This is a genomic window from Mycetohabitans sp. B2 (assembly GCF_021733735.1).
Classification (GTDB): Bacteria; Pseudomonadota; Gammaproteobacteria; order Burkholderiales; family Burkholderiaceae; genus Mycetohabitans; species Mycetohabitans rhizoxinica.
The window spans coordinates 1-24,349 of sequence record NZ_JAHKSP010000046.1 but is presented as its reverse complement, the minus strand read 5'-3'; the positions used below and the strand labels follow the sequence as shown (position 1 = coordinate 24,349).

23 protein-coding genes and 1 pseudogene are annotated in these 24,349 nt (G+C 61.8%); 19 read left to right on the top strand and 5 right to left on the bottom strand.

Going from position 1 to position 24,349, the window contains the following annotated elements:
• The first annotated feature begins 5 nt into the window (after window positions 1-5).
• The 11 genes from truA to KPG66_RS09080 are packed head-to-tail and all read left to right on the top strand — an operon-like array spanning window position 6 to window position 10,875.
• A complete protein-coding gene (gene truA, locus KPG66_RS09130) occupies window positions 6-806 on the top strand; it encodes a tRNA pseudouridine(38-40) synthase TruA (RefSeq protein ID WP_237070721.1) in 801 nt (266 codons plus the stop codon).
• Window positions 799-1,518, top strand: a complete 720-nt coding sequence (locus KPG66_RS09125) for a phosphoribosylanthranilate isomerase (protein ID WP_237070720.1) — start codon at window positions 799-801, stop codon at window positions 1,516-1,518. Before truA ends, KPG66_RS09125 begins: the two co-directional genes overlap by 8 nt.
• Window positions 1,519-1,566: 48 nt before the next feature.
• Window positions 1,567-2,760 carry a tryptophan synthase subunit beta gene (gene trpB / locus KPG66_RS09120; protein WP_237070719.1) on the top strand — a complete coding sequence of 398 codons (1,194 nt, stop codon included), beginning with the start codon at window positions 1,567-1,569 and terminating at the stop codon, window positions 2,758-2,760.
• Window positions 2,761-2,789: 29 nt separating this feature from the next.
• Entirely contained in the window at window positions 2,790-3,698 is a 909-nt protein-coding gene (locus tag KPG66_RS09115; RefSeq protein ID WP_041754383.1) for a DNA-methyltransferase, read from the top strand.
• Window positions 3,685-4,488: a tryptophan synthase subunit alpha gene (gene trpA / locus KPG66_RS09110; protein ID WP_013435830.1), complete on the top strand. Its 804-nt coding sequence runs from the start codon at window positions 3,685-3,687 to the stop codon at window positions 4,486-4,488. Before KPG66_RS09115 ends, trpA begins: the two co-directional genes overlap by 14 nt.
• 44 nt (window positions 4,489-4,532) lie before the next feature.
• Window positions 4,533-5,405, top strand: a complete 873-nt coding sequence (gene accD / locus KPG66_RS09105; protein ID WP_013435829.1) for an acetyl-CoA carboxylase, carboxyltransferase subunit beta — start codon at window positions 4,533-4,535, stop codon at window positions 5,403-5,405.
• A gap of 28 nt (window positions 5,406-5,433) precedes the next feature.
• Window positions 5,434-6,759: a bifunctional tetrahydrofolate synthase/dihydrofolate synthase gene (gene folC / locus KPG66_RS09100; RefSeq protein WP_237070718.1), complete on the top strand. Its 1,326-nt coding sequence runs from the start codon at window positions 5,434-5,436 to the stop codon at window positions 6,757-6,759.
• Between the two features lie 56 nt (window positions 6,760-6,815).
• Complete coding sequence (locus KPG66_RS09095; protein WP_237070717.1) at window positions 6,816-7,532, top strand: SPOR domain-containing protein; 717 nt, start codon at window positions 6,816-6,818, stop codon at window positions 7,530-7,532.
• A 30-nt stretch (window positions 7,533-7,562) separates the two neighbouring features.
• Window positions 7,563-8,054, top strand: a complete 492-nt coding sequence (locus KPG66_RS09090) for a CvpA family protein (protein ID WP_041754381.1) — start codon at window positions 7,563-7,565, stop codon at window positions 8,052-8,054.
• A 36-nt stretch (window positions 8,055-8,090) separates the two neighbouring features.
• Entirely contained in the window at window positions 8,091-9,626 is a 1,536-nt protein-coding gene (purF, locus tag KPG66_RS09085) for an amidophosphoribosyltransferase (protein ID WP_013435825.1), read from the top strand.
• A gap of 28 nt (window positions 9,627-9,654) precedes the next feature.
• Complete coding sequence (locus KPG66_RS09080) at window positions 9,655-10,875, top strand: O-succinylhomoserine sulfhydrylase (RefSeq protein ID WP_237070716.1); 1,221 nt, start codon at window positions 9,655-9,657, stop codon at window positions 10,873-10,875.
• Between the two features lie 35 nt (window positions 10,876-10,910).
• Here the strand turns inward: KPG66_RS09080 and KPG66_RS09075 are convergent, their stop codons facing one another.
• The 5 genes from KPG66_RS09075 to KPG66_RS09055 all read right to left on the bottom strand — a co-directional run bounded on the left by KPG66_RS09075 (window position 10,911) and on the right by KPG66_RS09055 (window position 16,387).
• Window positions 10,911-11,135, bottom strand: a complete 225-nt coding sequence (locus KPG66_RS09075) for a hypothetical protein (protein WP_237070715.1) — start codon at window positions 11,133-11,135, stop codon at window positions 10,911-10,913.
• A gap of 161 nt (window positions 11,136-11,296) precedes the next feature.
• On the bottom strand, window positions 11,297-11,548 hold the full coding sequence (locus KPG66_RS09070; protein WP_237070714.1) for a hypothetical protein: 252 nt from the start codon (window positions 11,546-11,548) through the stop codon (window positions 11,297-11,299).
• Window positions 11,549-11,857: 309 nt separating this feature from the next.
• The gene (gene leuA / locus KPG66_RS09065) at window positions 11,858-13,585 is read right to left on the bottom strand and encodes a 2-isopropylmalate synthase (protein WP_237070713.1); all 1,728 of its coding nucleotides are present in this window, start codon (window positions 13,583-13,585) and stop codon (window positions 11,858-11,860) included.
• A 317-nt stretch (window positions 13,586-13,902) separates the two neighbouring features.
• On the bottom strand, window positions 13,903-15,420 hold the full coding sequence (locus tag KPG66_RS09060) for a hypothetical protein (RefSeq protein WP_237070712.1): 1,518 nt from the start codon (window positions 15,418-15,420) through the stop codon (window positions 13,903-13,905).
• A gap of 70 nt (window positions 15,421-15,490) precedes the next feature.
• Complete coding sequence (locus tag KPG66_RS09055) at window positions 15,491-16,387, bottom strand: LysR family transcriptional regulator (protein ID WP_013435818.1); 897 nt, start codon at window positions 16,385-16,387, stop codon at window positions 15,491-15,493.
• 141 nt (window positions 16,388-16,528) lie between these two features.
• Between KPG66_RS09055 and KPG66_RS09050 the strand changes: the two genes are divergently transcribed.
• The 8 genes and pseudogenes from KPG66_RS09050 to KPG66_RS09015 all read left to right on the top strand — a co-directional run.
• Window positions 16,529-16,738, top strand: a complete 210-nt coding sequence (locus KPG66_RS09050) for a tautomerase family protein (protein ID WP_041753703.1) — start codon at window positions 16,529-16,531, stop codon at window positions 16,736-16,738.
• 1 nt (window position 16,739) lies between these two features.
• The gene (locus tag KPG66_RS09045) at window positions 16,740-17,546 is read left to right on the top strand and encodes a 2-keto-4-pentenoate hydratase (protein ID WP_237070711.1); all 807 of its coding nucleotides are present in this window, start codon (window positions 16,740-16,742) and stop codon (window positions 17,544-17,546) included.
• Complete coding sequence (locus KPG66_RS09040) at window positions 17,543-18,310, top strand: 2-keto-4-pentenoate hydratase (RefSeq protein WP_237070710.1); 768 nt, start codon at window positions 17,543-17,545, stop codon at window positions 18,308-18,310. Before KPG66_RS09045 ends, KPG66_RS09040 begins: the two co-directional genes overlap by 4 nt.
• A 60-nt stretch (window positions 18,311-18,370) precedes the next feature.
• On the top strand, window positions 18,371-19,333 hold the full coding sequence (locus KPG66_RS09035) for an acetaldehyde dehydrogenase (acetylating) (RefSeq protein ID WP_013435814.1): 963 nt from the start codon (window positions 18,371-18,373) through the stop codon (window positions 19,331-19,333).
• Window positions 19,330-20,340, top strand: coding sequence for a 4-hydroxy-2-oxovalerate aldolase (gene dmpG / locus KPG66_RS09030; protein ID WP_041753701.1), 1,011 nt, complete (start codon window positions 19,330-19,332; stop codon window positions 20,338-20,340). Before KPG66_RS09035 ends, dmpG begins: the two co-directional genes overlap by 4 nt.
• 556 nt (window positions 20,341-20,896) lie before the next feature.
• The gene (locus KPG66_RS09025) at window positions 20,897-21,253 is read left to right on the top strand and encodes a hypothetical protein (protein WP_237070709.1); all 357 of its coding nucleotides are present in this window, start codon (window positions 20,897-20,899) and stop codon (window positions 21,251-21,253) included.
• Between the two features lie 102 nt (window positions 21,254-21,355).
• Window positions 21,356-21,527, top strand: a pseudogene (locus KPG66_RS09020) (adenosine deaminase); the annotation flags it as partial.
• A gap of 535 nt (window positions 21,528-22,062) precedes the next feature.
• A partial coding sequence (locus tag KPG66_RS09015; protein ID WP_237070708.1) for a non-ribosomal peptide synthetase occupies window positions 22,063-24,349 on the top strand: 2,287 nt, incomplete at its 3' end.

Below are 24,349 nucleotides of genomic sequence, written 5' to 3'. Positions count from 1 at the left end.
TGGCGATGCGCATCGCGCTGGGACTCCAGTATGACGGCGCCGCGTTCTGCGGTTGGCAGGCGCAGCCGCACGGCAATACGGTCCAGAACGTGCTTGAGCGTGCGCTGGAGCAGTTCGCGCAAGTGCCGCTGCCCACTGTCGTCGCCGGCCGGACCGACACGGGCGTACATGCACTCGGTCAAGTCGTGCATTTCGATACATTGCTTGACCGGGCGGCATTTTCGTGGGTTCGCGGAGTCAACGCGTTCTTGCCGCCCAGTGTCTCGGTGCAGTGGGCCAAGCCGGTGCCGCCGACTTTTCACGCGCGCTTTGCGGCGTTCGAGCGCACGTATTTCTATGTGTTGTATGTGCATCCGGTGCGCTCGCCGATGCTCGCGAGGCGCGCCGGGTGGGTTCATACGCCGCTGGACGTCGAGGCGATGCGCGAGGCCGCCGGGTATTTGATCGGCGAGCACGATTTTTCGTCGTTTCGCTCGTCCGATTGCCAGGCGAAGACGCCCGTCAAGCACTTGTACGCGATCGATATCGTTGAGCACGGGCCGTTCGTGCATTTGCGCTTTCGCGCGAATGCGTTTCTACACCACATGGTGCGCAACATCATGGGCTGCCTGGTGTCAGTGGGACGGCGCAGGCATCCAGCCTGTTGGATGGCCGAAGTGCTGGCTGCTCGCGAGCGCAAGCACGCGGCACCGACGTTCATGCCGGACGGCCTGTATCTGGCGCAGGTGGGCTATCCCGACGGCTTCGGCGTGCCGCCGCCCAATCTCGCCAGTTTGCCATTCAGCGAGGTATGGAATCATGACTGAGCCCGCACCCACCCAGGCCGCCGCGCCGGCCTACCGCGCGCAGCGAACGCGCGTGAAGCTGTGTGGCCTGTCCACTGAGCAAGACGTCGATTGCGCGGTCGCACTGGGCGCCGATGCGATTGGACTGGTCTTCTATCCGCCCAGCCCGCGCTGTGTGAGCCTCGAGCTTGCCGCCGCGCTGGCGCGCCGTGTTCCGCCGTTCGTGACCGTGGTGGGGCTGTTCGTCAATGCCGACGACGCGCTGTTCGAACAGGTGCTCGACGCGGTGCCGCTCGGCATGGTGCAATTTCATGGCGACGAGACGCCGCAGCGCTGCGCCGCATTGGCGGGGCGCGCGGGCCTGCGCTGGCTGCGCGCCCTACGTGTCGGACCGGATACCCGGCCGGCTGATTTGGTAGAATCATCCGTCAACTATGCTTGTGCGACGGGCTTGCTGCTCGATTCGCTGGTCGCCGGCTATGGCGGAGGCGGAAAGGTTTTCGATTGGTCACTTATTCCAGCAGACATCGCGCGTCAGGCCGTTTTGAGTGGTGGGTTGAGCGCGCAAAACGTCACTGACGCCATTCACCGGGTGCGCCCGTATGCCGTGGATGTGTCCAGCGGCATCGAAGTGCCGGGTGCAAAGGGCGTGAAGGATCACGCCCGAATGGCGGCGTTCGTCAATGCCGTGCAGGCCGCGGATGCGGCAGCGGCGGCGATGGACGCCCGGTGACCAGTGGGCTCGCGTGGCGTGCGGGCCCTGTCTGACGAGAGTGACGCAATGTACAATTTGCCTGATGAACGTGGCCACTTCGGCCCTTATGGTGGCGTGTTCGTCGCCGAAACCCTAGTTCATGCGCTCGCCGAGCTGCGCGACGCGTACGACCAATACCGGCAGGATCCCGAGTTCGTCGCCGAATATGCGCGCGAGCTTAAGCATTTCGTCGGCCGTCCGTCGCCGATCTACCACGCACGGCGTTGGAGCGAGCTGCTCGGCGGCGCGCAGATCTACTTGAAGCGCGAGGACTTGAATCACACTGGCGCGCACAAGGTCAACAACGTGATCGGTCAGGCGTTGCTGGCGCGCCGCATGGGCAAGCCGCGCGTCATCGCGGAGACGGGCGCCGGCCAGCACGGCGTGGCCACGGCGACAATCGCCGCGCGCCTTGGCATGGAATGTGTGGTGTACATGGGCGCCGAGGATGTGCGCCGGCAGGCGGCGAACGTTTATCGGATGAAGCTGCTGGGGACGAGCGTCGTGCCGGTCGACTCGGGCTCGCGCACGCTGAAGGACGCGCTCAACGAAGCGATGCGCGACTGGGTCACGAATGTCGAGAACACGTTCTATATCATCGGCACCGTGGCCGGTCCCCATCCATATCCGCTGATGGTGCGTGACTTTCAGCGCGTGATCGGCGACGAGTGTCGGGTGCAGATGCCCGAGCTAGTCGGCCGCCAGCCGGATGCGGTGATTGCGTGCGTGGGGGGCGGCTCGAATGCGATGGGCATTTTCTATCCCTACATCGACGACACGGCGGTGCAATTAATCGGCGTGGAGGCGGCCGGCGATGGACTGGACACCGGCCGGCACGCGGCATCGCTGATCGGCGGCACGCCCGGCGTACTGCATGGCAACCGCACCTATCTATTGCAAGACGAGAACGGGCAGATCATCGATACGCATTCGGTCTCGGCGGGGCTGGACTATCCGGGGGTCGGGCCGGAGCATGCGTGGCTGCGCGATACTGGCCGCGCACAGTACGTCGGGATTACCGATGATGAGGCGCTGAAGGCGTTTCATGACTGCTGCCGCATCGAGGGCATCATTCCCGCGCTCGAGTCCAGCCACGCGCTTGCGTATGCAGCGAAGCTTGCACCGAGCCTGGCGCGCGACAAGCTGCTGCTGGTGAACCTGTCGGGCCGTGGCGACAAAGATATGCATACGGTGGCCGAGCGCGCCGGTATCGCGTTTTGAGCGCGCCGCTCGCTACGACACCGATCACGATGCGCGACGACGAACTCAGCGAACGAGCCGGACCCGACGATGATTGCGGCGCGCTGGCCGGCGGCGGGTGCGACTTCGCGCTGGCGCTCGACGCGCTGCAGCCGCGCGCCATCCCGCCGGGGATAGCGTTGCGCAATTGCGATTTCCTCACCGACGTGGGCAGCCTGGCTGACCAGTCGATCGACCTGATCCTGGCCGACCCGCCATACGGGCTGGGCAAGGACTATGGCAACGATTCGGACAAGCGCAACGGCCAGGATTTCATCGCGTGGACCTGCCGCTGGCTCGAATTGGCAATTCCAAAGCTCAAGCCGAGCGGCTCGCTGTATGTATTCTGCACGTGGCAATACGCGCCGGAGATCTTCTGCTTCTTGAAGCGCCGGCTCACGATGATCAACGAGATTATCTGGGACCGGCGCGTGCCGAGCATGGGTGGCACGACGCGCCGGTTCACGTCGGTGCACGACAACATTGGTTTTTTCGCGGTGTCGAAGGACTATTACTTCGACCTGGACCCGGTGCGTATTCCGTACGATCCTGTCACGAAGAAGGCCCGCTCGCGGCGCATTTTCGAAGGCAGCAAATGGCTCGAGCTCGGCTACAACCCGAAGGACGTCTGGTCGGTGTCGCGCTTGCACCGCCAGCATGCCGAGCGCGTTGCGCATCCGACGCAAAAGCCGCTGGAGATCATCGAGCGAATGGTGCTGTCCAGTTGCCCGCCGGGCGGTCTGGTGCTCGATCCGTTCATGGGCAGCGGCACCACCGCGGTGGCCTGCGCGCGGCACCAGCGTCGCTTTGTCGGCTACGAGATTAACCCTGAATACTGCGCGCTTGCTCGCCGGCGATTGGCTGCGCTCGAGGCAGGCCGTGCGACTTTAGACGAGACTTTACCCCATGTCCCGAATTAAAACGAAGTTTGCGGCGCTGACCCGCGATCGACGCAAGGGCCTGATTCCATTCATGACCGCGGGCGACCCGGATCCGGCGCGCACCGTCGAGTTCATGCACGCGCTGGCCGCTGGCGGCGCCGACGTGATCGAGCTGGGTGTGCCATTCTCGGACCCGATGGCCGATGGCCCCGTGATTCAGCGCTCGTCCGAGCGGGCACTGGCGCGCGGCATCACGCTGCGGCGCGTGCTCGACGACGTGCGCGTGTTTCGCGAGCGCGACCGTGACACACCCGTGGTGCTGATGGGATACGCGAACCCGATCGAGCGGATGGGGCGCGAGGCGTTCGGCGCCGCGGCGCGCGAGGCCGGTGTCGATGGTGTGCTGGTGGTTGACTACCCGCCCGAGGAAGCGGCCGAATTCGCCGATACCATGCGTGGCTACGGCATCGATCCGATCTTCCTGCTCGCGCCGACGTCCACCGACGAGCGCATTGCCGCGGTGGGACGCGTGGCGAGCGGCTATGTCTATTATGTGTCGCTCAGGGGCGTGACCGGTGCGGCAAATCTCGACGTTTCCAGCATCGCAGGTAAAATGCCAGCCATCAAGGCGCGAGTGCCTTTGCCGATTGGAGTCGGCTTTGGTATTCGCGATGCCGCCACGGCCCGTGCAATCGCCGAGGTCAGCGACGCGGTCGTGATCGGCAGCCGCATTGTCCAACTGCTCGAGCAGACGCCCGGGCAGGACGCCGCGCACGTGCTCAAGGCGTTTGTTGCCGAGGTGCGGCACGCGCTGGACCACGCGGTCTGAGCCCGGCGGTATGCCGCGACGAACCTACCCATCGAGGAGCTTTCATGAGTTGGCTGGATAAACTGCTGCCGCCGAAGATCAAGCAAACGGATCCGCGCAGCCGCAAGAGCATTCCGGAAGGACTGTGGGTCAAGTGCCCGAACTGCGAGGCGGTGCTTTACCGCAATGATGTGCAGGCCAACCTGCACGTGTGTCCGAAGTGCGATCACCATATGCGGATTGGTGCGCGCGAGCGCTTGGACGTGTTGCTCGATCCGGAGGGCCGCTATGAAATCGGCCAGGAGATCGTGCCGGTCGACGCGCTGAAGTTCAAGGACAGCCGTAAATACCCGGATCGGCTCAAGGACGCGATGGACGATACCGGCGAGACCGACGCGATGGTCGTGATGGGCGGTGCGATTCACACGTTGCCGGTGGTGGTCGCCTGCTTCGAGTTCGCGTTCATGGGCGGCTCGATGGGCTCGGTCGTTGGCGAGCGCTTCGTGCGCGGGGCGAAGAACGCGCTCGAGCAGCAAGTCCCGTTTATTTGCTTTGCCGCATCGGGCGGCGCGCGGATGCAAGAAAGCGTGCTATCGCTGATGCAGATGGCCAAGACCACGGCGATGCTCACAAAGCTCTCCGAGGCCAAGCTGCCGTTCATCTCGGTGCTGACTGACCCGACGATGGGCGGCGTGTCGGCCAGCTTCGCGTTCTTGGGCGACGTCGTGATTGCCGAGCCCCGCGCGCTGATCGGCTTTGCCGGTCCGCGCGTGATCGAGCAGACCGTGCGCGAAAAACTGCCGGAGGGCTTTCAGCGTTCGGAATTCCTGCTGCAAAAAGGTGCGATCGACATGATCGTGGATCGGCGCAAGATGCGCGAGGAAATCGCCCGGCTGATCGCGCTGTTGACGCACCAGCCGGCGGACGCGGTCGCGTGAAGCGGCGGTGCTCGGCACTGGGGCTGTCATGACTGTTTTCGCAACGCTTCAGGATTGGCTCGCGCATCTAGAAACCGCCCATCCGGTTGGCATCGACATGGGGTTGGCGCGCATTGGACGCGTGAAGGCGGCGCTCGGCCTGCAGTTCAACTGCCCGGTGATCACGGTGGGCGGCACCAACGGCAAGGGATCGACGTGCGCGATTCTGGAAGCGATTCTGCTGCGTGCCGGCTATCACGTCGGGTGCCACACGTCGCCACACCTGCTCGAGTTCAACGAACGTGCGCGCGTGGACGGCCGCAATGCGACCGATGACGAACTGCTGCCGCATTTCGAAGCGGTCGAGGCTGCACGGTTGTCGTTGCCCGAGCCGGTGTCGCTGACCTACTTCGAGTTCACGACGCTGGCGATCATGCGCTTGTTCGTATCCCTCCAGCTTGATGCGGTGATTTTGGAGGTCGGCCTGGGCGGCCGGCTCGACGCGGTGAATATCATCGATGCCGATTGTGCGGTTATCACCAGCGTCGATCTGGACCACCAGCATTACCTGGGCGACACGCGGGAGCAGATCGGCCGCGAGAAGGCGGGGATCTTTCGTCCCGGCAAGCCGGCGATCGTCGGCGATCCGCTGCCGCCGCATAGCGTGGTCGAGCATGCCGAGGCGATCGGCGCCGACCTGTGGCTGTTCAACCGCGACTTTCATTACGAGGGTCATGCCGGCAGCGAGCGGCAGCAATGGAGCTATCGCGGCCGCACGCTAAAACGCGCGGCGCTGGCCTATCCGGCGCTGCGCGGCGCAAACCAGTTGCTCAATACCGCGGCGGCGCTCGCTGCACTCGAGGCGCTGCGCGAGCGTCTGCCGGTCAGCGCGCAGGATATCCGGCTCGGGCTGGCCAACGTCGAGCTGCCCGGGCGCTTCCAGGTGCTGCCCGGCAAACCGGCGATCGTGCTGGATGTCGCGCACAATCCTCACGCGGCCGCGGTGTTGGCACAGAATCTGGGCAACATGGGTTATTTCCCGTACACCTATGCGGTGTTCGGCGCGATGGCCGACAAGGATATCGCCGGCGTGCTCGCACGCTTGAAAGGCGAGGTCGATCATTGGTGCGTGACTGAATTGCCCACGACGCGCGCGGCCCGTGCGCTCGACATCGAACAGACATTAGAGACGCTAGGTGTGGCGCGCGGCGACCCCGACGCGCCCTCGGACGCGTCGATCCGGCAGTTCGCGAATCCGCAGCTTGCCTATCAGGATGCCCTCAGCCGGGCGTCCGAAAATGATAGAATCGTGGTTTTCGGCAGTTTCTATACGGTAGCCGGCGTGATGGCCTATCGTAAGATGCAGCATCATTGATCCGCGCGGCGCGCGAGCCGGGCAGACCGGCCTGCCGGCGCCGCCACGAGCCACATATGGGATTGTTTTCCTTCGGCAGCAAAGACGACGCGGGCCCGTCCCGGACCACCGCGGGGAGCCGCGCCGGCCGCACGAGCCGCGGTGAGCGGCGTGCCGAGCGCCGCACGGATCCGGATGCGATGTTGCTTGATCCGACGCTGCCTGAGAAACAACGCGCGCGTCGGCGTCTGGTTGGTGCGATCGCGCTGGTCATGGCGGCCGTGGTTGCGCTGCCGATGATTCTCGACTCCCACCCAAAGCCCTTTACCGACGACATCGCCATCCAGATTCCGGCGCGGCCCGAATGGGCGCTGGCATCGTCGCATGCGTATGAAGACGATGTGATGCCTGCCGCCGCGCCGGACACGCCGCCCACCGCGACGCCGCCGCGCGGCAAGACCGCGATGGAATCTGGGCGCGCTCGAGCACAAAGCAGCGCGGCTGCGTCATTGGACGCGTCGAGTCCCGGCGGCACGCCGAATGTGCCAGCTGGCAATCGCTACGTGGTGCAACTGGGCACGCTGGGCAGCGATGCCGCTGCACGGGATTGGGTGGGCCGGTTGAAGGCGCTCGGCGTGCCGGCCTATGTCGAGCGCCGGCGCCAGTCCGACGGCAGTGAGCGCATCCTGTTGCGCGCCGGGCCCTTCGCCGATCGTTCGGCCGCTGCCGCCGCGGTGGCGAAGGTGCGCGAAGCCGGACTGACCGCGGGCGGCGGTAGCAAGCGTACGCAGTAGAGGGCGGCTGACGAAGTGACGGACGCGACGTTGACCGCTTTCGACTACGCCGTGGTCGCGCTCATTGGCCTGTCGGCGCTGCGCGGAATGTGGCGGGGGCTGCTGGCGGAGGTATTCGGCCTGGTTGGGTGGATCGTCGCGTTCATTGTCGCCGCGATCTATGCACCCGCACTGGCGGGCTATGTGCCGGCGAACTGGCCTGGCGGCGTGCTGACGCAGTACTGGGTTGTGTTCTTCGGCTTGGCGGCGGCTGTACTGGTTGTCTCTGGCGTGATCGGTGCGCTGCTTACCCGGCTTGCCGACGCCGGCGGGCTGCGCGGCGTCGATCGCACGTTGGGCATACTATTTGGGCTGATACGAGGCGTGCTGCTGGTACTCGTATTGGTGGCGGTCGCCGGATTGACCGAGCTGCCGCGACAAGATTTTTGGCGCAACGCGATGTTCAGGCCTTACGCCGAGCATGGTGTGCGCGAACTGAAACCGTTCCTGCCGGCCGCGATCGCAGCGTACGTGCATTTCTGAGCGGCACCCGGATTCAATTTCTTTGAAGGACATGCCATGTGCGGCATCGTAGGCGTAATTTCCCAGTCTCCCGTCAATCAGCTAATCTATGACAGCCTGCTACTGTTGCAGCATCGCGGCCAGGATGCGGCCGGCATTGCGACGGCCAACGGCAGCACGTTCCACATGCATAAGGCAAACGGCATGGTGCGCGACGTGTTCCGTACGCGCAACATGCGCTCGCTGCCCGGCAACTGCGGGATCGGCCAAGTCCGCTACCCGACCGCCGGCTCGGCGAGCAGTGCGGAGGAGGCCCAGCCGTTCTACGTGAATGCACCGTTCGGCGTCATCCTCGCGCACAACGGCAACGTAACGAACTGGGAACAACTCAAGGACGAAATGTTCCGCATCGACCGCCGGCACATCAACACGAGTTCCGATTCCGAGGTGCTGCTTAACGTGCTCGCACACGAGTTGCAGTTGGCCACGACCGGATTCTCGCTGGAGCCCGACGCGATTTTCAAGGCGGTGTCCGGGGTGCATCGGCGCGTAAAGGGCTCTTATGCGATTGTCGCGTTGATTGCCGGATACGGATTGCTGGCGTTTCGCGATCCGCATGGAATTCGGCCGCTGGCCATCGGCAAGCACGACACCGCGCAGGGCACCGAATGGATAATCGCGTCCGAATCGGTCGCGCTCGAGGGCATCGGTTTCGAATTTGTACGGGACGTGGCGCCCGGCGAAGCCGTGTTCATCGGTATGGATGGCACGTTGCACGCCAAGCAATGTGCGCAGTATCCTAGCCTGAACCCGTGTATCTTCGAACTGGTCTACCTGGCGCGGCCCGACTCGGTGCTCGATGGCGTGCCCGTCTACGACGCGCGGCTGCGCATGGGCGATTACTTAGCCGAGAAGATCAAACGCACGCTGCCCGGCGTGCAAATTGATGTCGTGATGCCGATTCCTGATTCGTCGCGGCCGGCGGCGATGCAGGTCGCCAAGAAGCTCAACATCGAATATCGCGAGGGGTTCTTCAAGAACCGCTATGTTGGCCGCACCTTCATCATGCCTGGCCAGGCAGTGCGCAAGAAGTCGGTGCGTCAAAAGCTCAACGCGATGGCGGTCGAGTTCAAGGGCCGTAACGTGTTGATCGTCGACGACTCGATCGTGCGCGGCACCACGTCACAGGAGATCGTGCAAATGGCGCGCGACGCCGGCGCGAACAAGGTGATCTTTGCTTCGGCGGCACCGCCAGTGCGGTTCCCGAATGTGTATGGCATCGATATGCCGACCCGCGCTGAATTGGTGGCGCACGGTCGGACCGACCAGGAAGTGGCGCAGATCATCGGCGCCGATGCGCTCGTCTACCAGGACGTCGAGGACATGAAGCAGGCGGTGCGTGACACGAATCCACAACTGCAAAATTTCGAGGCATCGTGCTTCGACGGCCACTACATCACCGGCGACGTGACGACCGAGTATCTGAGCAAGATCGAACGGGTGCGGCTCAATCTGGCGTCACAGTCGGACCGTGATGCGGCCGGCGAAGGCAACGACCGCTCACAACTACACCTGCATTTGGCGGTTGAATGAGCACGCAGCCCATCGGCGAACGTTATCCATGAACGATTTTCTCCATCCGCACGACGGGGATCTGCAAGGATTGTCCAGCGATACGCTGGCGGTGCGTGCCGGTACGCGGCGCACGCCGTTCAACGAGCACTCTGAAGCGTTGCTGCTGACTTCGAGCTTTTGTTTCGACAGCGCGGCGCAGGCCGCCGAGCGCTTTGCCGACTCCGAAAACAGCTTCACTTATTCGCGCTTCACAAATCCGACGGTATCGATGTTTCAGGACCGTCTGGCGGCGCTCGAAGGCGGCGAGGCTTGCATCGCGACCGCTTCCGGCATGAGCGCTATCCTGTCAATCGTATTGTCGGTGCTGCAGGCCGGAGAACACATCGTCAGTTCCCGGAGCCTATTCGGCTCGACGCTCGGTATGTTCGCCCAGATGCTGCCGCGGCTGGGCATCACGACGACGTTCGTCGACCCGTCCGACCTGCAGGCCTGGCGCGACGCGGTGACGCCCGCCACGCGGATGTTTTTCGTGGAGACGCCGTCCAATCCGCTCACCGAGGTGTCGGACATCGAAGCGGTGAGCCGGATCGCGAAGCAGGCAGGGGCGTTGTTCGTCGTTGACAACTGCTTTTGCAGCCCGGCGTTGCAGCAGCCGCTGAAGCTCGGGGCAGATGTGGTGATGCACTCGGCCACCAAGTACCTGGACGGCCAAGGTCGTGTGCTCGGCGGCGCGCTGGTCGGGCAGCGCCAGCTGTTGATGGAGAAGGTGTTTCCGTTCGTGCGCAGTGCCGGCCCGACGCTATCCGCGTTCAACGCATGGGTGCTGCTTAAGGGCATGGAGACGCTGCACGTGCGACTCGAGCGGCAATGCGCCAACGCACTTGAGCTAGCGCGTTGGCTCGAGGCGCATCCCGCGGTGAACCGGGTCTTCTATCCGGGGCTCCAGTCGCATCCGCAGCACGTGCTTGCACGGCGTCAGCAGCGTGCCGGCGGCGCGATCGTATCGTTTGAGCTTAAGGGTGACTCACCCGAGCAGCTGCGCGCCAATGCATGGCGCGTGATCGACGGCACGAGGATCTGCTCGATCACGGGTAACCTTGGCGATACGCGCACCACGCTGACCCATCCAGCGACCACCACGCATGCGCGGATTACGCCGCAGGCCCGAGCGGCTGCTGGTATCACCGAAGGTTTGATTCGGATGTCGGTCGGTCTTGAAGGAGTCGATGACCTAAAGCGTGACCTGGAGCGTGGCCTGAACGGCTGAGCGTCGCCACCGACAGGCCCACGTTGTGCGCCCGCTCAGGCGAGCTTGCGCGACGCGTCGGTTGCCGACAACCATTGCCGGGCAATGTTCCACGCTTCCATTGCGGCGCCGGTCCGCCCCCTCGTCTGCGCCGCGACGATCGCCCCGTCGAACAGCAGCATGCAATGGCGCGCCATGCGTGTCGCGTTGCGCTTGTCGGTTTGCTGCGCAAGCACGCGCGCAATGAAATCGATCAGTTGCTGGCGTTGCTGATCGACCATCTGCATGACATCCGAACCCTTATGATAAAACTCGGCGGCTACGCGTTGAGGCTGGTCAGGCTGCTCGTGTGCCAACTCGGCGGCGGCGGGTTGGCATCGCGGCGGCGCGTGGCCAGATCCGCTGCGACGTCCCCGTGATGTCCAGGACGCTGATGGCGCGGTCAGCGCGATGCAGTCAACGTGCGCAGCACCGCATTGCCTTCGGCAGTTAGCTCGACGTGCGATCCGCTCTCCGACGAATCGACGATGCGCACTAGGCCGGCCTCCGCCAGCGTGGCGACATCCGGCTTGGCAGCGAGCGCGCCGGCTGGCGCGTGCAGCAACAGCAACAGCGTGGCTATCTCATGGTGGCTCAACAGTCGGCGCAACAATGGCTTGCGCGGTGACGGCGTATTGTCGGTATCGGCGTTCATGCGCTGGGTGTCTGCAAGGTTTTTGCAATGCTGGCCGCCGGCAAGGGGATGCCGCCGGGCGGCGATGCCAAATGATGGGGGTTGGACCACGGGTGCCGGCTACCGTTCCATGACGATTGTTTCTGTTCATTGCGGCATTGCGCCGCGTTGGACACGATGCGTGCCGCGCGCTGCGCGACGGGTGCCGCAACGAGACTGCACCTGTCGCAATACGCAGCGCGAAAGCGGCACTTAATGCGAAGGCGATACTCGGAGCGCAACTCGGTGTATCGCGTTGCTGGGCGCTCGTCCATGCGTTGAGCCGGGGTGTTACGCAGCCCGGCTGATGCCGGCGTTGGCCGATGCCCGCTGTGCGGCATCGAAGAACGTGCGTTGCCCTGTGGCGTCACAGCGCGCATACGCTCGATTCACGCCATTCACGACTGCGCGGATCGACGCAGTCGTCAGGTTCGCATCGATGCCGACGCCAAACGCGCTGCCGCATACGCCGGGGCCGGCCAGTTCGGCGATCGCGATGGCCTGCGCGTCAGCGCCCTGCGTTAACGCGCGTTCCTCATAATGCTGGATGTGCAGCGGCGTGCGCAGCGCGTGCATCAGTGCATCGAGCGGACCGTTGCCCGTGCCCGTCAGAATCTGTTGGAGGTCATGAATCTGGACCGTGACGGCGATGAATTCGCCGCCCTCGTGCTTGGACAATTCATGGCCGATGTAGCGCAGCGGCGCATCGTTGCGCGCATATTCCTGCTGGAACAGCGTCCAGATTTGTGCGGCGCTGACCTCCTGGCCGCTGTCGTCGGTGTGCCGCTGTACCGCGGCACTGAAATCGACTTGCAATCGCCGTGGCAGCGCGATGCCATAGCCCTGTTCGAGCAGGTAGGCGATACCGCCCTTACCGGATTGACTGTTGACGCGGATGATCGAGTCATAGGTGCGGCCCAGGTCGCCCGGATCGACGGGCAGGTAAGGGACTTCCCAGACGGTATTGGCCTGCTGCGCGGCGAAGCCTTTCTTGATTGCATCCTGGTGGGAGCCCGAGAACGCGGTGAACACCAGGTCACCAGCGTATGGGTGGCGTGGATGCACAGGCAGTTGGGTACAGGCTTCGGCGGTGCGCGCGATCTCGTTGATCTGCGAAAAGTCCAGGCCCGGATCGACGCCCTGCGTATACAGGTTCAGCGCGAGTGTCACGAGATCGACGTTACCCGTGCGCTCGCCGTTGCCGAACAGGCATCCTTCAATCCGGTCCGCGCCGGCCATGACCGCGAGTTCTGCTGCGGCGACGGCCGTGCCGCGGTCGTTATGCGGATGCACGGACAGGATCAGCGAGTCCCGCCGCGCCAGGTGACGATGCATCCATTCGATCTGGTCCGCGTAGAAATTCGGTGTCCCAATCTCGACGGTGGCGGGCAGGTTGACGATGGCTTTGTGCTCGGGGCTTGGCTGCCAGATGTCGAACACCGCATCGCAGACTTCCTTGGCGAAGTCCAACTCGGTCGCGGTAAAAGTCTCCGGACTGTATTGCAGCGTGAACTGCGTTTGAGGCGCCGCGTCCGCGAGTTGCTTGATCAAGCGGGCGGCCCGCTCCGTCAGTTGTCGTACGCCATGGCGGTCAGTGCCGAATACGATGCGGCGAAATGCCGGCGCCGTGGCGTTGTACAGGTGGACGATCGCACGCGGGACCCCGTACAGCGACGCGAACGTACGCTCGATCAAGTCTTCGCGCGCCTGTGTGAGCACTTCGATTGTCACATCATCGGGGATGTGGCCGCCTTCGATCAGCTCACGCACGAAGTTGAAATCCGTTTCGGAGGCGGAGGGGAATGCGACTTCGATCTCTTTAAAACCAATGGCGACCAGCGTCTTGAACAGACGCATCTTACGCTTGGCGTCCATCGGCTCGAACAGCGCCTGGTTGCCGTCGCGCAAATCGGTGCTCATCCAGATTGGCGCGCGGGTGATCGTGCGCGTGGGCCAGACACGATCCGGCAGCTCGATCGGCGTAAAAGGACGGTATTTAATTGAAGGGTCTTTCAGCATGGTTCGTCTCGCCAAGGGTCGAAAAACATCGGGCCGGCATGGCGACCGGAAGGCATGGACGAACAAGACCGCCGGTCGGTTACCGGGGCCAGGTAGTTAAATCAGGGGATTCAGGGAGGCTTCGTTAATGAAGCTGCCATGAAACGCGCGCAAACAGACCTAGCCCGAACAAGCAGGCTAGTAGTCGTAGCGATAGACGGATCGGTGCGCGGTTCATGTGGACAATGGAATCACAGTATTGCGGCGATGTCAATGATGGCTGGCCTAGCGTCAGCCTGACGTTGCAGCCGGCCAAGTTGTGCGTGCCGAAGCTGCTGTTAAGGCAACTCACTTTTGAGCCATGGCATACTGTTCCTGATTTGTGTCCGCGCCGCCTCAGAGAATTGATTGGTTTGTATAAAGTGGATAATCTCAGCCTTAACCAATGGCCATTGGTGAAAGTGCGGAGCTATTGGAGCGTTCTCCCGAAGCTTGCAAAGAAAGCGCGAGAACGTTGCCGCATCCACGCCATTGAGCAGACTTAACGCCTGCTGCCACACCCGCTGCGCCAGCGCATTATCCAAATTATGGAGATGGATATCGAAAAGCAATCCAAGCGCCACCTGCTCACGCTGTGCCGCGGGTACGCGCGCCAGCTGGGGCTCAATTAGCGCGAACTCCTGCGCACGTAGTTCGGGCGGCAACCTATAGAGTCCTTTTAGGAAACACTGCGGAGATCCCCACTCCTCGTCTGGCAGCGATAGGGCGGCTCCCCACTGATCGTCGGGCAGCGATAAGGCCCAATCGCGCAGCTCTGCGTAGATCGTGAATTGCTCCGCTGGCGGCAATCTCCAAATTTTACTCGCCAACGCGCCGACTGATGTGCCTTGATGAGACGGTGGCAGCTGCCGGGCCCGTTCGCGTAAAGCCGCATGCAGTTCAGGAATGTTCACGCGCCATTCTCTAGGTTTAAAATAAAATAATGCTTTGCACAATACCGGAATCAAGGCCGCTTGCTCAGGTATGCTTAACGATGGCAACCGAGAGAAAAGCGCCTGATAATACCCAAGAAACGCGTCGAATGGGCAAGTCCAGCTAGTCGCTAATGCGTATGCCAGTTCTGGCCAGAAATTTTCTTGTTCGGGCCCGCGCTGCGCTGCCATTGCGTGAACAAAGTCGAACAACTCCTGAAACTCGTGCCCAGACAATGCACGGTTATCGAAAAGATGACGTAACGTGAGCAGCATTACCCTTTGTATCCGCACGCCGTATTCTGGAAGGCGGTCCGCGGCCGAGAACACTCGCTTAAACGCGTCGACGCGCTCGGCCTGCGGCAATGTGCGCAGACGCCGGCGCAGCGACTCAATGGGCCCGACCTGCTGCGTTGGCTGGTGGAGCGTGCGCTCCATCTCATCGAGCAGCTGGTTGACTGACGCCAAGCTCGTGGCTTGGTTAGCACGTTGCCAATAGTGCCAGACAAGCCGCCGGTCATACATTGAACGATACGTATGGCGATCGATTGCCGAGAAATGTCCTATGTCTTGAATGGGCACGTAGTCACCGATCCGCTGAATCACTTCGGGCGGTAGGTCCTGATAGGTGGTGGGCCCGGTGGCCGACCTGCCAGCCAGGGCACCGCTTGACGGCGTCAATGGCGGCGGCGTCGAGTCGGCGGGTGCCGGGCAGGCTGCCAACGCGCACAGATAGGTTTGCTGGTTGTTTAAAGCGGCGTTTAGATCAAAGTCCATTAGCAAGCTCGGTAAGAGGTCAGATACATGCAACGCGAAGCGATGCTGCACCATAAAATAGTCGAAAGCGAACAGATAGTCGATCTTCGCCCATTGCGTGTCACTCATCAGTCTGCGCACCATCCTGATTCCCGTTGAGAATCAAAATGGAAACACATTGATTGTGTGTTAACGACCCCTAGTGCTTGCCGGCATGGCGGCGTCGCCGGATCACGTCCAGGAATGCATGCAGAATCGGCGTATCGTCGTCGCGCCGATACAGGCAACTGAGTTCGATGTGGCGCATGCGTCGCGACTGCAACGGCCGGTAGGTGACGCCCGGCAAGCGCAGGTTGGCGGCAGAAGCCGTGGTGATGCAGACGCCGAACCGGCTGGCCACCAGCGCGATGCAGGTCACCACATCCTCCACCTCCTGTTCCACCCGCAACGTCACACGTGCTTGCTTAAAGGCGGCCGCGATTTCTTGGGCGAGCCCATGCACGGGCGCGTTCGGGTATAGGATCATCGGCTCGCCGTCCAGGTCGCGCAGTCGTATTCGCTCCTTCCTGCATAGCGGATGACCATCGTACAGCGCGACGAGGTACGGCTCCTCGAGTACTTTCTCGACGGCAATGTCGTCATCGTGTGGCACCAGCCGGTTGAAGCCGATCGTGATCCGGCGCTCGCGCAGCGCATCGAGCTGCTGGGCCTTGGTCAGATTGTGCAGTCCTATCTTAATCCGTGGCCGTTCGGTATGAAAGGTGGCGAGCAACTGCGGAATCACCTGCAGGACGCCGGAGCTGAAGATGCCCACGTCCAGTCGTCCGATCAGCCCCTGGCCGGCGAGTTGCGTCTGCTCGGTAGCTCTTTGGGCTAGCGCCAGGATGTTGGGCACTTCGGCGAGCAGCGTGCGTCCCGCCTCAGTCAACTCCGCGCCGCGCGCACTGCGCACGAACAGCGTGACGCCCAGCTGCGCCTCCAGGGCATGGATATGTCGCGTCAATGGTGGCTGCGCAATATGCAGACGCTGGGCGGCGCGTCCGAAATTGCGTTCCTGTGCGACTGCGAGGAAGTACCGCATTTGCTTCAGATCCATCGTTCGCATCCCGTTATGTCATACCGTTTTGGTATCGTAACGTAAAAAAACAGTATTGGACGGTATGTCCGGCGGTTGGCAAGATCGTTACCGTGTTGGCGCGTCCGCGCCTGGTGGGCTCAGTATTTCAAGGGAAGTTCGATGCCAATCGTACATATCTCGCTGGTCGAGGGCCGCAGTGAAGCAGCGGTCAAGGCTTGCGTCAAGGCGGTCGCCGTCACGGTGCACGAGACGCTTGGCGCACCGCTGCAGAGCATTCGTGTGTATGCAACCCAAGTGCCGGCCGTGCACTGGGCGATCGGTGCGCACACGAAGGACGAAGCGGCTGCGCAGCCGGAGCGGAGGGCCTGACATGACGCCCCAACAGATCCAGCAGGCGGCCGCGGCACTGCGCATGGCGGCCAGCAGCGGCGAGTACATTGCACCACTTCGTGACACCTGGCCGTCGTTGTCGATCGATTCGGCCTATGCAATCCAACGTGAGAACACTGAGTGGCGTATCGCGCGCGGGCAGCGCGTGATCGGCTGCAAGATCGGCCTCACGTCGGTCGCGGTGCAGCAGCAACTCGGCGTGGACCAGCCCGACTTCGGCATGCTGTTCGATGACATGGCTTTTGGCGACGGCGAGCCGATTCCCACGTCGGTGCTCGCGCAACCAAAGGCCGAGGCCGAAATCGCGTTCATCATCGGTAAGGATATTGAGACGGTTCGTCCCAGTCATGTGGACGTGCTGCGCGCCATCGACTATGCGTTGCCGGCGATTGATATCGTCGGCAGCCGCATCGCGAATTGGAATATCCGAATCACCGATACGATTGCCGACAACGCGTCGTCGGGGGCTTTTGTGCTAGGCAATACGCCGGTAAGCGTTGCCGCGTTCGATATGCGGTTGTGCGGCATGGTGATGGAGCGCCGCGGCGAGCCGGTGTCGGTCGGCGCAGGCGCCGCATGCCTGGGCAGTCCCGTCAACGCACTCGTGTGGCTCGCCCGCACGATGGCGGCCTTGGGCACGCCGCTCAAGGCCGGCGACCTAGTGTTGTCCGGTGCGCTCGGGCCGATGGTCCCGATCGTGCCCGGCGACGTTGTCCAAGCTCGCATCAATGGTGTTGGTTCCGTGCGGGCAGTTTTTGAACGTGATTCGAACGAGGCCCATCGATGAGCTTCATTACTGAATACGCCACACTGCTCGATACGGCGGCGCGCGACGCGCACGAGGTCGAGCAGTTCGATCTCGACGCTCGTCTGTCGTTGGAGGACGCCTACGCGATTCAGGCCACGTCAATTGCGCGGCGGCTCGAGCGCGGCGAGCACAGGGTGGGCGTGAAGATGGGTTTTACGAGTCGCGCGAAGATGCTTCAGATGGGATTGTCCGACGTGATCTGGGGCAGGCTGACCTGCGCCATGCAGCTCGAGGAAGGCGCATCGGTGTCGTTCAGGCGCTTCGTGCATCCGCGCGTGGAGCCGGAAATCGCATTTCTGCTCAAGCGGCCGCTGGCCGCAGATGTGACGGCCCCTGCGGCGTTGGCCGCCGTGGAGGCGATCGCGCCGGCGATCGAGGTTATCGATTCGCGCTACAAGAACTTCAAGTTCACGTTGCCCGAGGTGATTGCTGACAACGCCTCGTCCAGTGGCTTTGTGATTGGCGCGTGGTGTGATCCGCACATCGACTTCTCGAACCTGGGCTTGACACTGAACATTGACGGACAGGTCAAGCAAGTCGGCTCGAGCGCGGCATTGCTCGGCCACCCGTTGCGTTCGCTGGTGGCGGCCGCGCGCTTGTCCGCGCAGGCCGGCGAGCCGCTGCAAGCCGGTTGGATCGTGATGGCGGGTGGCGCGACTTCGGCCGAGTACATCGCGCCGGGTCAGTATGTGTCGATCGACATCGAGCGGCTGGGTAGCGCCGGATTCCACGTGGCCGACTAAGCGGCGCATGTTTCGCAGCGCGCGCCACTTAGCAAGAAACCGTACGATTGGAGCACAAGCATGACGCAAAAGGTGAAGGTCGCCATTATCGGCTCGGGCAATATCGGCACCGACCTGATGATCAAGGTGATGCGCAACGGCAAGCACCTACAGATGGGTGCGATGGTGGGCGTCGATCCGCAGTCCGACGGGTTGGCGCGGGCTGCGCGGCTCGGCGTAGCGACAACTGCGCGGGGCATCGATGGATTGCTCGAGCTGGATGTGTTTGACGACGTCGACATCGTGTTCGACGCGACGTCTGCCGCCGCGCATGCGCGGCACAATGAGATCCTGCAGGCCCATGGCGTGCAGGTGATCGACCTGACGCCAGCCGCGATTGGGCCATTCGTGATTCCGGCGATTAACCTGCAGGCCGAGACCGCGTCGAACATCAATATGGTCACGTGCGGCGGCCAGGCGACAATACCGATCGTGGCGGCGGTCTCGCGCGTAGCTAAGGTTCACTATGCGGAAATTGTTGCGTCGATCGCCAGCAAGTCCGCGGGACCCGGCACGCGCGCGAACATCGACGAATTCACCGAGACCACGCGCCGCGCGATCGAGTCGTTGGGCGGTGCCACGCGCGGCAAGGCAATCATTGTCCTCAATCCGGCGGAGCCGCCGCTGATCATGCGCGATACGGTGTTTGTGCTGTCCGAGCACGTCGATACGCAGCGGGTCGAGCAAAGCATCGAGCAAATGGTGCAAAGCGTACAAGCCTACGTGCCGGGATACCGGCTCAAACAGAAGGTCCAATTTGATGAGATTGTGCCGCAGCGTCCACTGAACGTGCCCGGCATCGGACTCGCGCATGGTCTGAAGACGTCCGTGTTCCTGGAGGTCGAAGGCGCGGCGCACTATTTGCCGTCGTATGCCGGCAATCTAGACATCATGACATCGGCCGCGCTTGCATGCGGCGATTTGATCGCGCGCCGCCGCCTCGACACGGGCATGGCGCGCGGCCATCGGGAGACCGCACAATGAGCCACACCGGCAAGAAACTGTATATCTCCGACGTGACGTTGCGCGACGGCAGTCACGCCATACGGCACCAGTACAGCGTGGAGAACGTGCGCGCGATCGCGGCCGCGCTGGACCGTGCCGGCGTGGACAGCATTGAGGTCGCGCATGGCGACGGGCTGCAAGGCTCTAGCTTCAACTATGGATTTGGCGCGCACAGCGACGTTGAATGGATCGAGGCCGCCGCGCAAAGCGTGACGAGGGCCCAAATCGCCACGCTGCTGTTGCCTGGCATCGGCACGATCCACGACCTGCGCAATGCGTACGACGCCGGCGCACGTATCGTGCGCGTGGCGACGCACTGTACCGAGGCCGATGTCTCGCGACAACACCTGGAGTACGCCCGGGAACTGGGCATGGACCCGGTCGGTTTCCTGATGATGAGCCACATGACCACGCCGCAGAAGCTGGCCGAGCAAGCGCTGCTGATGGAAAGCTATGGCGCGAGCTGTATCTATGTGGTCGACTCCGGTGGCGCGCTCGGCATGAACGACGTGCGTGACCGGTTCCGCGCGCTGAAGGAGGTGTTGCGTGCCGATACGCAGACCGGCATCCACGCGCACCATAACCTGAGTCTTGGCGTGGCCAATTCGCTGGTTGCGCTCGAAGAAGGATGTGACCGCATCGATGCGAGCCTAGCCGGAATGGGTGCCGGGGCGGGCAATGCGCCGCTCGAGGTATTCATTGCGGCTGCTGACAAGCAGGGCTGGAACCACGGTTGCGACCTGTACCAGCTGATGGACGCAGCCGATGACCTGGTGCGGCCGTTGCAAGACCGTCCGGTGCGCGTCGATCGCGAAACGCTTGCGCTTGGCTATGCCGGCGTGTATTCGAGTTTTCTGCGTCATGCTGAGGTGGCCGCTCAGAAGTACGGCCTGAAGACCGTTGACATTCTGGTTGAACTTGGCCGCCGCAAGATGGTGGGCGGCCAGGAGGACATGATCGTCGACGTCGCGCTTGATCTTCGCTAGGCCTGCGTGGGCCGGGGCCGGACCGCCTGGCTTTGCCGAGATGCCGGGGCCAATTCACCTGGACTCACCGCGATGCCGGTGCCTGAGCCGGCTTGGTGCGCCGTTTCGCGTCCTTCTTCATACCCATACGACGTGGCGTCTGGCGCGGCTTGCGCTGTACACATGGGTGGCAAGTGCCGTTGTCGATTGCACGACGGGGAACGACGTGCAACTGGACAGCGCGCGCTACGACTCGGCTGCCGTCGACGTGGGCCGCAAGTTCTGCGCCGCGTATCAGGCAGCCACTGGTGAGCGGATTGGCGCCCGATGGTAGGCGGCACTCTTCAATGGTGGATTCGGCCCCGACTCGCGCAAGACCTACTCGGCAGAGCAGGGCCGTAGCCGTGAGGTTTCAACCCAGCACGGTTTGGATGAGGCCGCGCGCAACGAGCGCAATTTCTCCGTTACCAGCATGAGAAGTGACCAGTCCGAAGCTAGCTAGCCGGCTACGGTGATGCCGGTGCGCTGAACGTCGATACCAGCGCGCCATCCCTCGTTCGCCCGTTCCAGGGACGAGGTGCACGGCCAGCTTGATTCGAGAAACAAGGGCAACATCCCGAGGCGGGCTGGGGCCTCGGATGAGAATGTGCATGGCTGGGTCAGCCCGGACGAGAAGGTCGGCCCAGGGCGGGTGAACCCAATGGGCGCTGTGGAAAACATGGAGGTCCAGGATGTCACGGACTACGGTAAGAAGGTATTAGACAAGATCACGGGCGGTGATGGCACTGTCGATGGCAAAAAGCTCAACGACAACATGAAGCGGGAAAGTGCGGCCGATGTTCCAATCAATACGATGGTGAAGAAGGACTTAAAGAGACAAGGGCGCACGCTCCCATTTAGCTTACATAGAATTCGAGTTCTCCTTTCGTCTTAGGTAGGAAACAGATTTGTTAAATGACAAAATATCCTTTATCTACCTATTTGACAATGATATGGCTCACTATAGGCCGATCTTGACAGCACACGGCAAGGTGGGGAACAGGATCTGGACGAGGCGGTGCAGATCGTCGAATGGATGAAGACACATCACGCGCACGAGGTCGCGGGCCTGCATGGACTACCGCAAAAACGACCGGCCGCCGGAGCTGTTTTGGAAAGCATACCGCAGTGCGCGCGCCGCGGGATTTCGCACCCGAATGGGCGCAGGAGTGCTCGCGACTTTCCGATGTGTTGCACGAGGCGCTTGCGTTGCCGCGGCACTGAACAGCTTAGCATCTCGGCTGGCCTCGCTCTTGCGAAAAAGCCAGTACCTGATGTCGGGAGCGTTTTTTTCTGAACGTCTCACGCCCCTGTTTGTCGCGTCTCAAGGCGACGAATACATCCTTCGAAATATCCAGACCAATCACGGTAGCTATGCAACTCATAAGGATTCCTTTTCTCATACTGGTTTGATGCCGCTCGTTATCCGGCTAGGCGGACTATGCCGCTGTGGTTCGGATGGGTAAAGTCCATTGCATTATGATAGCTGCAGTGCACAACTAATCGAATCAAGTAGTTAAAAAATGCAGCCCTGGTAGCAGTCGCACCTGATAAGCAATTTTTCACCAAGGTAAGCCGGGTAAAGGTTATAGGCCGCTGGCGTACAATATGGCCCGAGCCTTGACGGTACCTCAATACGTGGGGGAGGGGCGAATCACGTATCTCAAATCGAATAAATCGTTGATCTGAAATGGAGATGGATTGATGGCTGTTAGCGCGACACCCCTTGCGACATATTCGCTTTCTTCGGAGCAAAAGGAAATTTGGCTCGCGCAACAGTTTCATCCAGACAGTCCAGTCTACAACATTGCCCAATACACATTGATCGAAGGCGCGATCGATCCGGCTGTGTTTGAAGCCGCAGTGTGCCAAGTCATCGGCGAGGCGGACAGCCTGCGCTTGCAATTTGTCGATAGTAGCGAGGGGCTGCGGCAGACAATGGGCTCCCCCGCATGGTCGATGCCGGTGTTGGATTTCAGTGAAACGGCTGATCCTCATACAAGCGCGCAAGACTGGATGCGCGCCGAGTGTGAGCAGCCGGTGGATCTCGTGCAGGGCCCACTCTTTTGCTATGCGTTACTGAAAGTCGCTTTTGAACAATGGATTTGGTATCAGCGTTACTGCCATATCATCATAGACGGCTATGGCACTGTACTCATCGCGCAACGCGTCGCGCGGGTGTACAGCGCAATGCGCGCAGGCAAGGAGCCCGGGCCGTGTGTGTTTGGCTCGATTCTGCCGCTGTTGGACAGCGATGCGCAGCAGGTGCCCACTCAGCAAGAAAGAGACGAAGCGTATTGGCTCAAGCAATGTGCCGATTGGCCCGAGCCCACGACGCTGGTGAGCCGCGCCGCACCACTCTTGCAGCATCGGCTGCGCCAGACAGCTTACCTGCCGACTCAGACGCTAGGCGACTTTACGTCGGATACAGGGCGGTTAGCCCAGCTTCTCACCGTTGCGCTGGCCGTGTATGGGCATCGGATGACCGGCGTGCAGGATGTGGTGCTGGGCTTGCCAGTGACGACTCGCTTGGGCGCGGATCGGTACATCCTCGGCACGCTGGCACATGATATCCCGCTGCATTTCACAATGCAGCCGGGAATGAACTTGTCGTCATTGCTGCAGCAAGCTGCGCAGCAGATCCAGCGCGGCTTCCGATATCAACGCTACCCAAGCGAGGTGCTACGGCGACGATTAGGGCTGTCTCCAGGACAAGCACTATTCGGTGCCACGATTAATGTGATGCCGTTAGACTACGATATGTCGTTCGATGGGTATCCGTCGACGAGCCATAATCTGCTCAATGGCCCGATTGACGATCTGGTGCTCGACGCCTATTGGGCGTCGGGCAGTAGTCAATTAAGGATCGACTTTAACGCGAATCCCGCATGCTATACGGTGGAAGAGCTCGACGCGCTTCAGCGTCGGCTTGTTCGGTGCGTGCATGCGCTGGCTGCGAATGCCACGCAACCGATTGGCCGGATCGACCTGCTCGATGCTGAAGAGCGGCATCGGCTGCTGGTTGAATGGAACGCGACACGACAGGATTATCCATTGCATCGGTGTATTCACCAATTGTTCGAAGCGCAGGTGGAGCGCACGCCGGATGTGACGGCATTGGTCTATGAGAATCAGACGCTTAGCTATGCGGAATTAAACGATAGGGCAAACCAACTGGCGCATTACCTGCGTACCTTAGATGTGGGTCCGGAAGTCGTGGTGGGACTATGCGCCGAGCGCTCGCTTGAGGCAGTCATTGGCCTATTAGGCATTCTGAAAGCGGGCGGTGCATATTTGCCGCTGGATCCAAGCCATCCTGCCGAGCGCTTAACGTCTATGTTGCGCCAGGCGAGCGTCGCGGTCTTGGTGACGCAATCCCATCTTGAAGCGAGGCTGCCTGAGATCGAGGCACGACGTATTGATCTCGATACGGATTGGGCCAAGATTGCCGCGTGTCCCAAGACACGACTTGACAGTGGGGTAACGGCCGAGCACCTTGCCTACATTATTTATACGTCAGGTTCGACAGGTCAGCCTAAAGGGGTGATGCATTCGCATCGTGGCGTTGTCAATTATTTAAGTTTTCTGACTCGCCATTACGCCATCACGTGTGCGGATACTATTTTAAATATTACGGGTCTTGCCTTTGACCCCTGTGTGCGCGACTTGTTTGGTCCGTTGATAGCAGGCGCGCGCGTGATCATCGTGCCCAATGAGCAGGCGAAAGAGCCAGGCCAATATATATCGGTGATTCGCGAAAGGTCCGTGACGAAACTGTTGAGTATCACGCCAAGCCTTTTGCGTAGTCTTTGTGAAAGTGTACCGAAGGGTCCCATTGCATCCTCGTTGAACACTATCTTGACCTCTGGTGAGCCGCTAGAGGCGAGTGTATGTGAACAGGTGCATAAGGCGTTTGGCCTTCAAGTAACAGTGGTCAATCAATACGGTCCAAGCGAATGCACGATGGCGTCAACGTGGTTCAAGGCCGACG